At 59.7% G+C, this 14,745-nt stretch carries 14 protein-coding genes and 6 pseudogenes; 7 read left to right on the top strand and 13 right to left on the bottom strand.

The window, feature by feature from the left end:
• Window positions 1-22: 22 nt before the first annotated feature.
• From XF30_RS00515 to XF30_RS00500, 4 genes and pseudogenes are all read right to left on the bottom strand, one after another.
• Window positions 23-436 carry a hypothetical protein gene (locus XF30_RS00515; RefSeq protein WP_109141624.1) on the bottom strand — a complete coding sequence of 138 codons (414 nt, stop codon included), beginning with the start codon at window positions 434-436 and terminating at the stop codon, window positions 23-25.
• 368 nt (window positions 437-804) lie between these two features.
• Window positions 805-2,255 (bottom strand): annotated as a pseudogene (locus XF30_RS00510) (GntP family permease).
• 4 nt (window positions 2,256-2,259) lie between these two features.
• Window positions 2,260-3,328 (bottom strand): annotated as a pseudogene (locus XF30_RS00505) (patatin-like phospholipase family protein).
• Window positions 3,329-3,993: 665 nt separating this feature from the next.
• Window positions 3,994-4,494, bottom strand: a complete 501-nt coding sequence (locus XF30_RS00500) for a DUF1269 domain-containing protein (RefSeq protein WP_109141623.1) — start codon at window positions 4,492-4,494, stop codon at window positions 3,994-3,996.
• Window positions 4,495-4,634: 140 nt separating this feature from the next.
• Between XF30_RS00500 and XF30_RS37970 the strand changes: the two genes are divergently transcribed.
• Window positions 4,635-4,892, top strand: a complete 258-nt coding sequence (locus XF30_RS37970; RefSeq protein WP_158284321.1) for a hypothetical protein — start codon at window positions 4,635-4,637, stop codon at window positions 4,890-4,892.
• Window positions 4,879-5,271: pseudogene (locus XF30_RS00495) on the top strand (transposase); the annotation flags it as partial. The gene XF30_RS37970 and the pseudogene XF30_RS00495, both read left to right, overlap by 14 nt.
• Before the next feature lie 253 nt (window positions 5,272-5,524).
• On the opposite strand, the pseudogene XF30_RS00490 reads toward XF30_RS00495, so the two are convergent.
• Window positions 5,525-5,698, bottom strand: a pseudogene (locus XF30_RS00490) (transposase domain-containing protein); the annotation flags it as partial.
• 123 nt (window positions 5,699-5,821) lie between these two features.
• Here XF30_RS00490 and XF30_RS00485 point away from each other — a divergent pair.
• The 3 genes from XF30_RS00485 (at window position 5,822) to XF30_RS38995 (ending at window position 7,442) form a co-directional block, all read left to right on the top strand.
• Window positions 5,822-6,358, top strand: coding sequence for a hypothetical protein (locus XF30_RS00485; RefSeq protein ID WP_109141622.1), 537 nt, complete (start codon window positions 5,822-5,824; stop codon window positions 6,356-6,358).
• Window positions 6,359-6,464: 106 nt separating this feature from the next.
• A complete protein-coding gene (locus XF30_RS00480) occupies window positions 6,465-6,953 on the top strand; it encodes a tyrosine-type recombinase/integrase (RefSeq protein WP_109141621.1) in 489 nt (162 codons plus the stop codon).
• A gap of 102 nt (window positions 6,954-7,055) precedes the next feature.
• Complete coding sequence (locus XF30_RS38995) at window positions 7,056-7,442, top strand: hypothetical protein (protein ID WP_225132205.1); 387 nt, start codon at window positions 7,056-7,058, stop codon at window positions 7,440-7,442.
• A gap of 14 nt (window positions 7,443-7,456) precedes the next feature.
• On the opposite strand, the gene XF30_RS00470 is transcribed toward XF30_RS38995, so the two are convergent.
• From XF30_RS00470 to XF30_RS00460, 3 genes are all read right to left on the bottom strand, one after another.
• Window positions 7,457-7,948, bottom strand: a complete 492-nt coding sequence (locus XF30_RS00470) for a hypothetical protein (protein ID WP_146207646.1) — start codon at window positions 7,946-7,948, stop codon at window positions 7,457-7,459.
• A 124-nt stretch (window positions 7,949-8,072) separates the two neighbouring features.
• The gene (locus XF30_RS00465) at window positions 8,073-8,312 is read right to left on the bottom strand and encodes a hypothetical protein (RefSeq protein WP_109141619.1); all 240 of its coding nucleotides are present in this window, start codon (window positions 8,310-8,312) and stop codon (window positions 8,073-8,075) included.
• Between the two features lie 428 nt (window positions 8,313-8,740).
• Window positions 8,741-9,007: a hypothetical protein gene (locus XF30_RS00460; protein WP_225132204.1), complete on the bottom strand. Its 267-nt coding sequence runs from the start codon at window positions 9,005-9,007 to the stop codon at window positions 8,741-8,743.
• A 719-nt stretch (window positions 9,008-9,726) separates the two neighbouring features.
• On the opposite strand from XF30_RS00460, the pseudogene XF30_RS00455 reads away from it, so the two are divergent.
• Window positions 9,727-10,259: pseudogene (locus XF30_RS00455) on the top strand (helix-turn-helix domain-containing protein); the annotation flags it as partial.
• A 3-nt stretch (window positions 10,260-10,262) separates the two neighbouring features.
• Here XF30_RS00455 and XF30_RS00450 read toward each other — a convergent pair.
• The 5 genes and pseudogenes from XF30_RS00450 to XF30_RS00435 form a co-directional block, all read right to left on the bottom strand.
• Window positions 10,263-11,025: pseudogene (locus XF30_RS00450) on the bottom strand (IS6 family transposase).
• A 161-nt stretch (window positions 11,026-11,186) separates the two neighbouring features.
• Complete coding sequence (locus XF30_RS00445; protein WP_225132203.1) at window positions 11,187-11,996, bottom strand: tyrosine-type recombinase/integrase; 810 nt, start codon at window positions 11,994-11,996, stop codon at window positions 11,187-11,189.
• Between the two features lie 60 nt (window positions 11,997-12,056).
• Window positions 12,057-12,278, bottom strand: a complete 222-nt coding sequence (locus XF30_RS40015) for a hypothetical protein (protein ID WP_109141617.1) — start codon at window positions 12,276-12,278, stop codon at window positions 12,057-12,059.
• Between the two features lie 230 nt (window positions 12,279-12,508).
• A complete protein-coding gene (locus tag XF30_RS37615) occupies window positions 12,509-12,826 on the bottom strand; it encodes a DUF7662 domain-containing protein (protein WP_146207645.1) in 318 nt (105 codons plus the stop codon).
• Between the two features lie 495 nt (window positions 12,827-13,321).
• Window positions 13,322-13,810 carry an acylphosphatase gene (locus XF30_RS00435; protein ID WP_225132201.1) on the bottom strand — a complete coding sequence of 163 codons (489 nt, stop codon included), beginning with the start codon at window positions 13,808-13,810 and terminating at the stop codon, window positions 13,322-13,324.
• A gap of 659 nt (window positions 13,811-14,469) precedes the next feature.
• On the opposite strand from XF30_RS00435, the gene XF30_RS37965 reads away from it, so the two are divergent.
• On the top strand, window positions 14,470-14,745 hold a 276-nt coding region (locus XF30_RS37965), incomplete at its 3' end, for a hypothetical protein (RefSeq protein ID WP_158284320.1).

Genomic DNA, 14,745 nt, shown 5'->3' with positions numbered 1-14,745 from the left:
AGAGTAAGGTCGGGCCGTTGCTTCAAGCTCGGTGGATTGCTTGGCTTGCCGCAGATGATGGCCGTGGTTTGAGATGATCCAATATCTTCGAGCCTTGGCTGAACGACTTCGACCAGAACTTCTCCGCAAAGTCCAGGTGGCACTTCAGGAGCTCCGAGGGAGTCTTGGAGTCGGAAAGATTTCTTAGAAGGTTGGCCTGGTCGTGCAGAGAGGAAGCAGCGAAACTTAATCCGTCCTTCAGTGTCGTCGCGAACAGGTGCCTTGTCGCTTCGATCGAGTTTTCCCATTCCGGGAAAATTAATGGAATGCGTGATGCCGCTGCTGCCGCCGCATGTTCTCTAAAGCCATCGGTGGCGGCGCCCGATGCCTGGACCGGTCCGGGCTCCGGACGTGCCCGCCGTTCGCGTTTCTCGTCTTCGGTTATATTCGTGGTCATTCGACGTCTCCTAGCCTAAGGGGGATTGTAACGAGCTGAGTTGTTCGCTGCTCAGCTTCGATCATCAACCTTGAGAAGCTACCACAACCGCCAACATGTCATACCTACCTCATTTGGTATCGCGTGATCACACCGCAAATTGCGAACTCCGCGCGCCATTTGCCGGAATGTTCACCCGTCTTCGGCTCGAGACCGAGAACCGCGGTAACCTCTGATGGGCGCCGGCTATGTGTAGATCGCTTGCGCTGCCCGAGGCGGTAAGGTCGCACGTCGATACCGGCCAATCAGACCTTCAATAATTGCTCACGAGTTCGAAGTCGGCCCTTACGGCGGACAAGATCGCGTCGAAAGCGTCCTCGTCGTCCCTCCTAGAATGATCCGATCATCGAACCCAAAAAAATGGCGAGGGCCAAGGCGATGATCGGCCCAACGATGTTGGCCATCACCATATCGAAGTAGCTCTTGCCATGGGTCGAACCGCAGACCGCAAGCAGCGTCACGACGGCACCGTTATGCGGTAGGCTATCGAGGGTGCCGGAACCGATCACGGCAATGCGATGCATGAGCGCCGGATCAATGTGAGACGTCTGGGCGATCTGCAAATAAGTGTCACCAAGGGCATCGAGCGCAATGGTCAATCCGCCGGAGGCCGATCCGGTCAAGGCAGCAAGAACGTTTATCGCGATGGCGAGAGAGACGATAGGACCGCCGGAGATCGACAGTACCCAGTCGCGCACCGACACAAAGGCCGGTAGCGCAGCGACGACGGCTCCAAAGCCGACGAGGCTCGCAACGCTGAAAATGGGGAGCACCGAGGCGTTTGCGCCGGCATCCATGCTCGCCCTTAGATCCGTCAGACGGGCTCGATTGAGGGCGATGAGCGTCGCCGCGGCGGCGAGAGCGACTGCGACCGACCACACCCCGGCGACGCCGGCAAGGGATGTCCCGCCTCAGCGCTCCTGCGCGAGGAATGAGAAATCGAGCCGTGGCAGGATCAGGAGCGACATCAGCAGGTTCACGCCCACGACCACGAGAAGCGGGATGATCGCCGTGCCGATCGGTGGTGGCACGTCGCCGCGCTTGCCATGCGTTATTTCGGCCGGATCGAACTCGTGGGACGATGTTGCGCGCTCGCGGATGAACTGATCGTCAGCGACCGCTCCGCTGACGAGCTCTGCGTCTCCGCCATAGCCTTCACCGGCCTTGCGTGCCGATCCCTCGGCGCGGCGGAGCCACCAGAGCCCGAATGCAAGCATGATCGCCGCAGCGACGATGCCCAATCCGGGCGCGGCAAACGGAGTGGTTCCGAAGAACGGCATCGGAATCGTATTTTGAATCGCGGGCGTTCCGGGCATTGCTGACATAGTGAATGTAGAGGTGCCCAGAGCGATGGTGGCCGGCATGAGCCGACGCGGGATGTTCGCGACGCGAAACATTTCCCGTGCCATAGGCGCCAAAACGAAAAAGGCGACGAAAAGGCTTACCCCGCCGTAGGTGACGACCGCGCCGGCAAGCACCACGGCAAGGATCGCGCGACGCGCCCCGAGCTTGGTGCTCATGAAATGAGCGATCGCGTGGACCGATCCGCTGTCGTCCATCAGCTTGCCGAACAGCGCACCGAGCAGAAATATTGGGAAGAATTGCGCGATGAACTGCGCAGCGCCGTCCATGAAAGTCTGCGTCCAATGGGCAAGCAAGGCTCTTCGGCGAAAGCCGCAGCGACGATCGCGGCAGCCGGCGCCAGCAGGAGCACGCTCCATCCGCGGAACGAGAGCCAGATGAGCAGGCCAAGGGCAACCAGGATCCCGACGAGGCCCATGGCGTCAAACCTGCTCCAAGAGCAAATCCAAATCCATCGAGGAACGCCTGCCGATATTCTGGTCGTTCGCGACGAGGAATGCCTCCGCGGCACGGCGGCCTTCGTCGCGCAGCATGCAGAGAAAGTCCCACTCGGCATTGAGCTTTGACGAGACGCCGAGCCCGGCCAGAACCTTGCTCGCGATCAGATGGATGCGCATCTCGGCCCATTTGCGCCCCTCGGAACTCCCAGCGTCCGCGACCTACCGCAGCAGCGCGATCATGCGCAACTCCTTGAGCAGCGTGGCGTTGAACGCAATCTCGTTCAACCGATCGAGGATCTCGCGCGTGGAGCGCGGTGTCCCGGGTCGCTCGACCGGATTGACCGCGACGAGAAGCGTGTCATGCGAGTCACACTCGCGTACGAGCGGCGTGATCGTCGGGTTCCCGGAGTAGCCGCCATCCCAATAGGACTCGCCATCGATCTCTATCGCGCGGAACAGGGTCGGCAAGCAGGCCGAAGCGAGCAGAACGTCGGGTGAAAGCTCGGCGTTGCGAAACACACGCCCACGGCCGGTATGAACGTTGGTCGCCGTCACGAACAAGCGGATCGGGGCCCCGCGGGGATCGGGGAGTTCGCGATTTGTCGAGAATCGACCGACTCGGCGAGGACCTGGTGCAAAGGGTTTGTGCCGGCAAGATTGAGGTCGTACGGCGAGAACACGCGGCTCGCCAGATCGAAGGCGAGATAGAAGGGCGACGTATCAAGGGTCCAGCGACCGAGGATGACGTCCAGCGGACTTCGCCGAATGAGACTGAACCGCGCTGAGTGAGCGACCCGTCGCCAGAAGGCCTCCAATGCAGACTTGGCGCCGGCCCGGCCGTTGGTCATAAACCCGCCCGCCAGCACGACGGCGTTCATCGCGCCGGCCGAGGTGCCCGATATCGCCTCGATGCGCAGCCACGGCTCATCCATGAGCCGATCGAGCCCCCCCAGGTAAAAGCGCCGTGCGATCCACCGCCCTGCAGCGCGAGATCGACCAGCACGGCATCGCGCGCTTGGCCCGCGCGTTTTTGCGGCTCCTTCAAGGCCATGGCGGGCTCCGACTGGCGTGCCACGTCGCGGCCGGCGAACGACATACAAAGTTGTCGTCAGCTCCTGCCAGGGAACGGTTGCGGGAGTGGTCGCGGCCGCTCGATTCCTGGCCGACCTGGCCTCGGAGGCCGAGTGACCGGGCGGTGGCCTGGCCGTCGCCATCCGTGCCATCCCGCCGGACCACCCCAGCCCATGCCGCGCCTCGAAGCAAAACCACACCGATACCAGCCGCCACCGCGCCATCCCATATTGTACCAACAATAGCGATGGCCTCTCCACGTGAACTGGACAGTTTCCGCGAGACGAAGCTCGTCGGCGGCCTGACGCACGCCCAGCGGCGCGATAAGGCCGGCTTGCGAGCGACCGCTGGTCGCCGTAATCCCTGCCGAAGCAATCCCAAGTGCGAGCCCCCATAGAAGCAATCTGCGCATGATTTTCTCCCGGCTTTTGATAGCGCCGAAGAGAGCCCGGCTGAGCGGTCGCGGAGCCGTATGGCTGCAGCCGGCCTCCTTCGCGGCGATCCCGCCCAGGGACCGATGCCTTTGCGCACCGATCCCTACGCAAAACTGTAGCGTATTCCGCTGCCACAGCGACTGCCGTGACAGCGCAGCTACTACCGTTCTCGGCGACGCTTTGACGCTGGCGCCAGGTTTTGGCTCACTGGCTAGGCAGGCTTCGCCTGAGTTGCGGCTGCGAGAGCATCACGCAGGTGCTGCTCTCTCTTTTCATCGAGCGAGGTTGTCAGGACAATCCCTCCCGCATCCTTAATCGCATTGAGAACCTTGTCTGACGTCATAGACTGGATCAGCAGGAAGAGGACGGCATCGCCCGATCTTACCTTCGACGCGAGATCCTTCATGAACTGGTCTCTGATCCCGAAATCGGTCAGCGCACCGCTCAGTGCGCCTGCGCCGGCTCCGAGAGCCACGCCTAGAAGCGGATTCAGGAAGACCATCCCCAATAGCAATCCCCAGAAACTGCCACTTGCGGCGCCGGTCATAGTGGTATTCACAAGTTGACTGAGTTTTACAGAGTCCCCAGTTTTGACGGCGATCACGGCATCGCTGATCGTGATCAGATACTCGCTCTGGAGCTTGAATATTCTTTGCCGAACTTCCTCCGCTTTGGCTTCGGATGGGTACACGATCGCAACAAGGTCTGACATTAAAAGCTCCCCTGGTGACTGTAGTGCTCCCCAATTGCCTGCTTGATGCACGGCCGAAGCTTACCCCCGAAGATCTCTTGTCGACTGGTCAGACAAGCAGGTTGACAATCTCAAGATGCTTTGATCTGGGGCCGCGCCCAATGGACGTCCACCCCTCAACGGTCAACGTAACGGAACTCAAACAAACAGTCGCAGCCGAAACCGACCCGTCAAAGCCGGGCCTGATCGCCGACGCCAGTACGATCCGCTGGCCGGGAGGCGAAAACAAAATTGAGGCCGATCAGCTCGACCGCGAGTGTCGGCTCGCTCGCCATCGCTGTCGGACTGCTTTGGGTGGAAATGAAGTCGCGATGACCTTCAAGCCAGGCGCTCGCAAATACGCTGACCGAGGTTGGTGACGTGAACCGTTTTGAGAGCCCACGTCAACTTAGTCAACTTATGGGTTACCTCGGCCTAGTGCCAAGCGAACGATCGACGGGAGAGTCTGTCAGGCGTGGTAGCATGACCAAGGCCGGCAACGGCCGTGTTCGCCACATGTTGGTCGAAAGCGTCTGGACATATAGACACCCGCCGAAGATCGGCAAGACAAAGCTATACCGGCTTGAGCAGGTGTCGCCTGCAGTGCGAGAGATTGGTTGGAAGGCGCAGAGCTGCTTGACGGCCCGCTACCGGAAGCTGGCTGCGCGCGGCAAGCGAACGACGGTAGTCTGCACCGCTATCGCCCGTGAACTGGTCGGGTTTATGTGGGCGGTTGCCAGGCAAGTGCACACAGTCTGATAGGCGCCCTTCTTATCATGGTGCATGGGCGGAGGCGGGACCACGGCAGAGGGAATGCCCGTCAGACGCTTTGTGGCCGGCAAGAGCGCCGACGCCCGTAGTAAGATAGGAGCAGACCTCGGACGCACAATCGGGAATGCGGTAGCCAATCCGCGCATCAGAGCTTGATCACCGACGTCCTTCGGTTCCGCCTCCACCTATTCACGACCATCTCTACGAACAGCCGATCGACGATCGGACGATGCTCTGCGTTCTAATCCTTGACAGCGGACATCAGAGCGTCGTTTTCAGGCCACGGTTTTGAGGGTTTGAGCGCGGTAGGCCAAGGCAATAGCCGGCCGATGTCGCGGTTGGGATGCCCGTTGACGATCCTGGTCAGGACGTCGGTGAGATAGGCAAGCGGGTCAACGTCGTTAAGCTTGCTGGTTTATGCCGCCCGCCGAACTATGCCGAGTCGGATCGTTTTCCCCAGATTTTTCGCTGACCGGCGTTTGGTCGGTTCGGCATAGTTCGTTCTGTGCCTCCACTTTCAACAGCGGAGAACAGGAAGATGGAAGTTGAAGAGTACTTGGGCAGAAGCCGGCTGTACCGGCGTCTCAGAAGCGGGCCGCACGGACAGTTCGTCGAGCGCTGCGCCACTCGTCTCGTCGAAGAGAGGCTCGTTCGGCACGGCACGTGGCGTTACCTCGACGTGATTGGCGGGCTCCTGAGTTGGATCGCGGGCCGTCGCTACAAGCTGGTCGATCTCGATGAGCTGGTCGTTGAGCGGTACCTCCGACATCGAGGCGGGAGGCAGTCTATCCAACCTGGTGACCGAGCTGCGCTCAAGCGATGGCTGTGGGTGCTGCGCGAGGAAGGCGCGATCGCGCCGTTGGTGCTACCGCCTCTCAACCCGCACGAACGGATCTTCAAGGAGTTCGATGCCTACCTGCGATTAGAGCGCGGCTTGGCCCCGAGGTCCATCGTCCGCCATCTCCCAGTCATCCGCAGGTTCCTGTACGAGGTGTGCTCCGGCGGCGCCGGCGCCCTGCGCAAGATCAGCCAAGAGGACGTGATCCGCTACGTTGGGCCCCACGCCCAGGATTGAGGCCCGGAAACAGGCAAGGCGATGTGCTTGGTCGTTGCGTGCCTTTCTCCGTTACCTCCACCATCGGGGGCTGAACGCGCGCTCGTTGGCGGATTGCGTTCCATCGATGCGCCGATGGAAGCTCGCAACTCTGCCGACCTATCTGCCTGCTGCTCAGGTGCGGAAGGCTCTCGACGGTTGCGACCGAGAGACGGTGATGGGACGGCGCGACTACGCCATTCTGTTGTTGCTGGCCAAGCTCGGCCTGCGAGCCGACGAGGTTGCGACGTTCACCGTCGACGATATCGACTGGCGCGCCAGCGAGATACTCGTTCGCGCCAAGGGCCGACAGCGTGCACGAATGCCGATACCGCCAGACATTGGCGCGGCTATCGTTGCATATCTGCGCAATGGCCGCCCAAAGTCGTCGTGCCGACGGCTGTTCGTCCGCACACTCGCGCCACACGTCGGCTTTGCTTCCGGATGCGCGATCACCATGATCGCCGAGGCCGCTCTCGATCGAGTTGGAATCGAAGGTTGCGCCCACCGCGGCACCCATATCTTCCGACATAGTCTCGCTACCGATGACCTTGCCCCAAGTTTTATCCGGTCCTGAGTTCGCCCCGGCTGTTTGATTTGCCCGGTTGGGCGGTGGTAGCGACGGGAGCTGGCGCGGAGCCCTCGGCATTCTTACAAATCGCTGGCGACCGCGCTGGGCGTGCCCGAAATTCTGTCCAGCATTTTGCTAGGCCACGCCGTGCCCGGCATCAGCGGGCGCTACATCGGCGAATTGGCCGTGCTGCGGTCGGTGGAGCTACGCGAGGCGCAAGAATCCATCTCGCGCCGGGTGTTCGAATTGCTCGGGCTCAAACTTACTCGGGATGCGAAACGTCCAAGAAAGGCGAGGGGCCGCATAATGAGCCGGAACACACCACGTACCACGGGCAAGCCGCAGGCCCTACGGGCCTGCGGAAAGCCGGACGTGCTCCGCACATCCGGAAAGTCGCACGGGATACGGATTGCCGATAGCGTGCTCGCGCTGGTCGCGACGTTCCGACAACTCCTGAAGGTGATGCAGCGCGTACGCTACACGCGCGAAGATTAGAAACGCTTATCGCATCATTGTTCAAAGATGCCGAGATCGTAGCAAGCCCAAGCCCGGGTTCTAACGCCGGGAACAGCCTTGCTCGCGGCTGCCGCCATTCCGGCAACTTTGCAGTCAGACATCGTCGCCATGTAGCCCTCAAGGATCGTTATTTTACCGTCCTCTTGCGAAACGTAGGCAATCACACCTAGTGCGCCCGTTAAACCCTGTTCGCGCGTAGTATCGTGGCAGACATAGGACGCGGAGCGGCTGGGCTTCGCGGTCGCGGCTTCTATCGCTAGCTCACCAATCCTTCGACACTCATCTAAAGTCTTTGATGGCCGAGCAGCGATGTTGACGGTGGCTAAAATGCTGAGGTGCGTCGAAGCGACAATGAGGATGAGCGGTGACATGTCGGCTGACCTCGTAATTCCGTTGAAACCATCAAGCGATCGGAGATTGATGGGGCCGGCCATCGCGCTGGCCTTGCGTTTCTGGCCGATCTCTTTGCCTTCATCCCAGTCCAACCACTTGGGTCTTCTCTGTCGGATCGCACGTACAGCCACCATGCTGCGCAAGCCACCTTAACGAGCGATACGGCTGCCTCTGCAATGAGAATGGTGTGACTTCCGGAGGCTGGGTGGATGCTCATTAGCGCTTGTCCTCATGTGCCGCGTCGGAGATGATCCTAAGCAGTCTAAAGAGCGTAGGCGGATGTTTGCGGATGAGTTCTGTGCTCGTCAGTACGAACTCGTCAGGGCCTCCGCGCTCACGGATCGTCTCGCGAAGTGCGGCGAGCTTGTCTGGATCGGCAGAGCGAATAGCGGCCTCGAATGCGGGGACGAATTTGAGCCTGTTCATTGCAACAGCTTCCGCCTCTTCACGGGTCATGGTATGACCTTACGGCTTTTCGCGCGAAAAACGCGCGGGCGGCTGGAGGAACCACCCGCGCGAGTTGCGCCAACAAAGAGGCTTGGCTATCTCATGGGGGTTGCGTGAAGTATGAGGAGCCAAGCCGAAGCGTCTCTCAGCAACTCGGGTGCCATTCACAAAGCAGCGCGTAGCGCTATGAAAAAGCGTGCGGGCGGCTGCTGACGACCGCCCGCACGAGTTACGATGCGTAGACTTGGCCCTCACTCAATCAATAAGCGACCAAGCAATCATGGTTCAGCAATCAGCGTGCCAGGCGGCCATATTGCGGAGACAAGCAAACGGCGCGCTTTCATAGCTTGTGCAGATTGACTGCTCGTGCGAGCGGCGGCTTCCGAACGACAATGTCATGAACTCGACGCAACTGATCAAGATCGGACGTGGAGCGCTTAGTGACGACGATGGCGCGAGATGATCGGATCGAACTCCCCATCGTGTATAACGAGAAGCTCGCCGGGCTTCACGCCAAGTCTTAGCAATTGCTCCTCCTCGATGGGGCAGCTGAGGATTGCGGCCTTCGCGCCGCTGTCTTTTACGGTCAGCTTCACTGCTTCCGCCGGGTCAGCGGCAGCAACGACGTAAGTTATGTGCCTGAATTCTTCGTCATCGTCGCCGTCTTCCTTGAAGACAGCGACCGTCACCAACCAACCATCCATCTTGCTGTGCTCCCGTAAGTTGTCAGCTATGAGCTGCTGAGCCTTGCAAATCCGGACCCATCGAACGATCTTGAGGTCAGCTGGCGTCCGTAGCATTCCGGGAGCCCTTCCCTCCGCGCCGCACATTGAGCTAGGCTCCCAACCTCATGAGGAGCGGACGTGTGACGAGTGAGAAGAGGATCAGGGTCGAAGGACGGCCTTCTGTGCTGTCGCGGCTTCGCCGGGTGCAGGCATGGCGCCGGAAGCGGGCTCCAGCGCCTTCTATCTGATCCCTACATCGCGGAAACCTATCCGGGGCGGTATAGTCCATCAAGGCCGCACAGCACTACACGGCCGTCTCTATCCGCGCGGAAGCCATCTTGAAGGGCCTGATCCCGCGCTAGGTCGGAAAGCCTGCATGTGAATCTCGTAAGGGCGTCCTTGCCCTTTGAACGGGCTGAACGCTACATCGGCCCCGGGCCTTATTGCATAAGCATGGCGATCGCTATGATCGCGAGGAAGCCTAGTCCCATCAAAATGACGCATACAACGTACGCTAGGTCGCTGCGCATTACCCAGCTCCAAGCCTCCTAAAGGACATCGAAACGTGCGGGCGACTGCCGCCGCTGACGGACCGCCCGCACGGTCCCATAGGACGAGGCTTGGTGCTCAGGAGGGTCGTTCAAAAGCGACCAAGCTCTGAAACCTGACACAGCAATCCAAGCCCTACACCTACTTATATGCGTAGGTGCCGGTCGCGTTTTCCGGACGCGAGTTCACGCTCGGCCATTCGAAAGCGACGATCACTGCGATCTGGACGGGCGCCGTTACCGTCCCCGGGACGGCCGTCAATTGCGGGGCGATTTGAACTTCAACGATTCTGGTTGGGGATTGCACAGGGAACGACCAGCGAGGATGCTGCGCTAACAGCTGGTATGTCGCAGCCTGTGGGAACCAGATTGTTCCGAAAGGCAGGCGGAATGCCACCGGCGACGTTCAGATCTTCAGCCAAGCCGCCGTCCGGGCGGTATCTGTCTTTTGCAGAACGCGAGGAGATCGTACTCTTCGCGTTCAGGGCCTCTCGAGGGGTGAGATCGGGCGCCGTCTTGGTCGATCTGCCTCGACCATCTCGCGTGAGTTACGACGCAACGCCGCGACGCGCAGCGGCGGCTTGGAGTATCGTGCATCGACAGCCCAATGGCACGCCGAGCGATCGGCCCGTCGGTCCAAACCCACCGAGCTTGCACTCAACACAACCTTGCGCGGCATCGTCAACTTAATCGACCGCCGAGCCGAAGGAGACGATTCTCAGAGGTCGAGAGTCGGCGATAGCGCTTGTCATGGAGATCTCGCGCCAAGTCGCAAAGGCGCGCTCGCGCGAAGCACGACGGAAGTCGGCGGTGACGGCTCCGGGATAGGGGATCTGGAAAAGGTTCGCGACCTGATCGTGAACTGACAGAAACCGTTGAGCCTGACGGGACGATTTGAAACGCTTCATGATCCGCTCGCGTCGCCGCGTCGGCTGATGAGAATTCTCGGCCCGATTGTTGAGAGCTTTGTGCTGGCGATGTTCGACATAAAAGCCCATCTTCGCCCTCGCAGCGCCGTACGAACGGAGCTTGTCCGTGATCATCACGCGCGGCGGCGTGCCGGCGGATTTCAAGAGCTTCTTCATGAGCCGCTGCTCAGCGCGCGAGTCTCTTCGGCGCTGGACCAAGACGTCGAGAACGAAGCCATTCTGGTCGACAGCGCGCCAGAGCCAATGTTGTTCGCCCGCGATCGAGATAACGACTTCGTCCAGATGCCATTTGTCACCGCGGGCGGGAGCGCGCTGGCGGATCCGATCGGAGAACGGCTTGCCGAATTTCCGTCCCCACTGGCGCACGGCTTCATAAGGTCACGCCAATGCCATGCGCCGCCAGCACTTCCTCGACCATGCGCAAGCTTAAGGGAAACCGGAAATTCTACCAAACGGCATAGCTGATCACTTCCGGCGGGAAGCGATGGCGGTAATAAGGAGGATCCTTGGCAGTCCGCACGTCGCTCGTATACCCCTTGCGCCGCTCCAGTTCGTCGAACTTGACGGCACCCCCGGACCCCCTACCAGGACGAGGAGGCGACAGCATGCTTTGCGTGTAGCACAAATTCTTGCAATCTGCGTTGCCACAGCATAGGGAGCAAATAATGGCACTGAAAGATGTTATTGGCGAATATGCTTTTGTATCCAAGGTAGATGTATCAGACTTGGATGCCAGCGTGGCGTTCTATGGAAAGAAGCTCGGCTTAATTCCAGACGAAAAGTACCACACGTCGACATGGCGGCAATTCCGTGTGCTTCCACGTGTTGCGGCTTGGCAAGCCGAGCGCGGCGGCGGGCGGCGCGGCAGGCCGCCTGGACGCAGCGGACGCTGACATGTTCACTTGGGTCTTGGCCTGGAAATAGCCACAGCCCCGGTCGGGCTCGTATCCAGTATGTACGCAGAATCTCCAACAGTCGCGGAGAAAGCATCGCGTAACGATCCCTGCCGCCCTTGCCGTTCTCGATGTGGATCAACATTCGTTTGCTGTCGATCGAGCTCACCTTCAGGCGGACGACTTCACTGGCCCGTAAGCCAGCCGCATAAGCCGTCGCCAGCACGATGCGATTGCGCACCCCTGTAACCGCGTCCAGGAAGCGCTCGATCTCTTCGGCACTAAGCACGAGCGGGAGCTTGTCGGGCTTCTGGCCACCGATGATCCACTCGAATGCCTCCGTCTGCCCGAGTGTGACACCGTAGAAGAACCGCAGCGCGCAGGCCACCTGATTGATGTGGGACCACGAACGCTTTTGACCGATGAGATGCAGTTGGTAGGCGCGGACCTGCTCGAAACTCAACCGGTCCGGGGCGTAGCCGAAATGGCGGCTAAGCTTTGCGATCGCATAGATATAGGATTGTTGAGTCGACGGCGACAGATTGCGGACCGTCATGTCCTCCATCATGCGCTGCCGAAGAGGGCTCATCGTAGCCATCTGGATCTCCTGTCTTGAGAGGGGTGGTGCGAAGACCAACATCCTCTCAGACAGGACACCTCAGTTCACCAGGCTTGCTCCCACTCCCGCGTAGCGGGTTCGTTCAATGCTGGGCGACATCGAGCGGAATCCGCATGCTGGAAGACCGGGCGCCGTGTCGTCTTCGCCTTCATCGTCACCGAGTTCGATGCAGAAGCTGCAACGGCGCAGTTTGGCAAGGTCGCCGATCAGCTCCGTCCCAAACTCGAAGCGGCGATGATCCCTGAGCGCGCTCTCGCGCATCCGTAGCTGAGCAAAGGCGTCAAACGAACGGCGCCTTCGAGAGCTATCGCACGCTCGATCCCGTGGCCCTGCTGGCGGAGATGAGGGACGCCAAGACCGAGCTCGGCACGCGTATCGGCGGCCGGCCGCCCCTTGCTTGCTGCCAACGGAGGGAGAGGCTAATGCGATAAGAAATAATGATATCTTGTCGATACGGGCTTAGTCGTATCGCACGATCATTTTCATTTCATTCACGACGCATCCTCGGTTCTCGAATTAGAGCCGGGTTCATAGGCATTCGCTTTTGCGGAAAATGCTACCCCCTGCGCCGAAAATGTTACTGTCGGCTGCAATCGATTTGGTTCGGCTTGATACCCCGGAACTGTCCACGCAAGGCTGTGACTGTGATTAGTTTTGACGGGGTCTTCGTTGGCCCACCACGCATCATATTCATACGCTGATTTCGGGAGGGACCGACCGATAAGCATCTCGATGTCGGCAAATGTCAACTTGAGCGAGGCAGAGCTGTTTGCGACCAGCTTGTCTCTCAAAGGGTTATAGATCGCCATCGGGCTCCCCCATCCAACGATCTCATATTATATAGCCAATCCGGACTTTTCGTCACCAATTGCGGATTTTGTCCGATATTTGTCGGTTTTCGTTCGCAGCGGCACTGATGCCGCCGCGACATCATGTCGAGCAGCAACCGCGTCTGCGCCGAAGGCAGGCGCCACCTTTTACGGCCCTGAACATCGGCCTGAGCGGCTCTCGAGCAAAGAAGCTACCGAAACGATATAGCCTATCCGGAGACTTTCGTTCATCTCGATGTGTTAGGCCCGCTGGCATTGGCGTATGTTCGAAGAAAAGCGCGAAGCCGTGCCTGCCGTTGAGATGCCGGTTTCGGCTTTTGCGCTACAGCGTCGCAAGTGGGCCACCGGTCGGGTGGAGATATCCTCCGGTGGCCCCTGTGTCATGCTTTTAAGCGGTTAGCTGGCCTCTATGGATCCGACAGGTGCATGCAGACGCACGCCCCGCAGCACAGGGGAATTGCGGCTTTATCAGAATTAAGCAGCGCCTCGATGAGGCGACCCAAGCCCAGCAACAGGAACGCTGGTGCTTGAAATGGCCCTCAGGCCTCGGAGCTTCTCGGCGGCGCTCCAACTACTGAGAGCCTCATGTGTTAGATACGTCGCGGTCAATTCATTCCAGGATCTCAAGACCTGATTCCAGCTCTCTTTTCGGGCGGGCAAGAGCTCAAGCATCCTTTGCGCCTTGCGGGCAGCGGCAAACCTCCCGTCGCGCGTAGCGTCTTTCAGAATTTTCCGCACCAACACTTCGGTTCGCTTCCATCCGGCGCCCGTCGCTCTATCCTCGGCCAAGGAAGCGAAGTACACTCGAAAGGTCAGGGCACGTTCGGCGGCGATGTCCGATGCCAAGCTTGGCTCGTTCAACCATCGGTAAAGAGACTCGAGCCGCTCCGAGTCGCCGAGCGTGAAAGTGTCATCATCCCCGAAAACCAAGAATGTCGCGAAACCGGCGATCTCAAGTTGCATGACCAAATCTTGTGAGTCCAGCCAACGGGTGATTGCTTCTAGTGGGGACATAGCTTTGTTCTCCTGTGGGGTTGATCGCGATTCGGCCCGGAGAATACTGCGCGGGTCAACTACAAGAATTTGTAGGTAACGGAAATCAAGAGCTGTCAGGAGTGCCGTCGCTATGGTGTTTCTGCATTGAACGGAGGGATTTCCGAAGGGCGGCTGAGCAGCGCTACCCCGCCCAGACGACTTGCAAATTCCGAGCCTCGTTACTCCAAGAGGCGCTTGTTCGATTGGAGAAGATTCGGCGGCTTGCGATATCCGTTGGAACATCAAGGACGAGCCCAAGGCCTACCAGCCTGAAGGAATTGACGCTCTGAAGCACTGTCGCTAGGGCAAGGTTGTAATCTTTGAGGCGATCAGCGAGCATGACGGATGTGCGGATTGACACTTCGCGGTGGGAGCGCGAGTACGGGAAGAAGCCAAGCGGGCGCCGCTATTGGCGCTTCCGGATCATATCGCCCAGTATTGCAGTCAAAGACTATGAAGTAAGAACGGAGATCCCAATGACGTTCCCCAGGGCGTGCAGGGGAGCAATAGAGAGGGCGCGGCAACGCGGTTCGGCTCAAATCGTGCTGCTACCGTGAGGGACCCTGACGAGTTGGACGATCGAGCGCATGTTTTACCGCAAGGCGCGCCGACGTGAGGTATTTGTCGGCCCTCGCATCAGTGCGGGCGGCGGTCAGGCGTGGATCGAACAAGGCGAACTTCAAGCCAGCTTCGAAGATTCGTTCGCACATGTGACGCGCGAAGTGGATCTCGAAGAGTACCAAGCGCGCGTTGCCGCTTCACGCAAGATGTCGTTGATCATGCCGCTTCTGGGCGCGCGAACGCGTCGAACGGAGCCGACGTTTCGCGCGGCCTTCAAGCTCGTTGTCTTCACTCGCTTAGAG

Source organism: Bradyrhizobium sp. SUTN9-2 (assembly GCF_003122645.1).
Classification (GTDB): Bacteria; Pseudomonadota; Alphaproteobacteria; order Rhizobiales; family Xanthobacteraceae; genus Bradyrhizobium; species Bradyrhizobium yuanmingense.
This window is presented reverse-complemented; position numbering and strand designations above follow the sequence as displayed.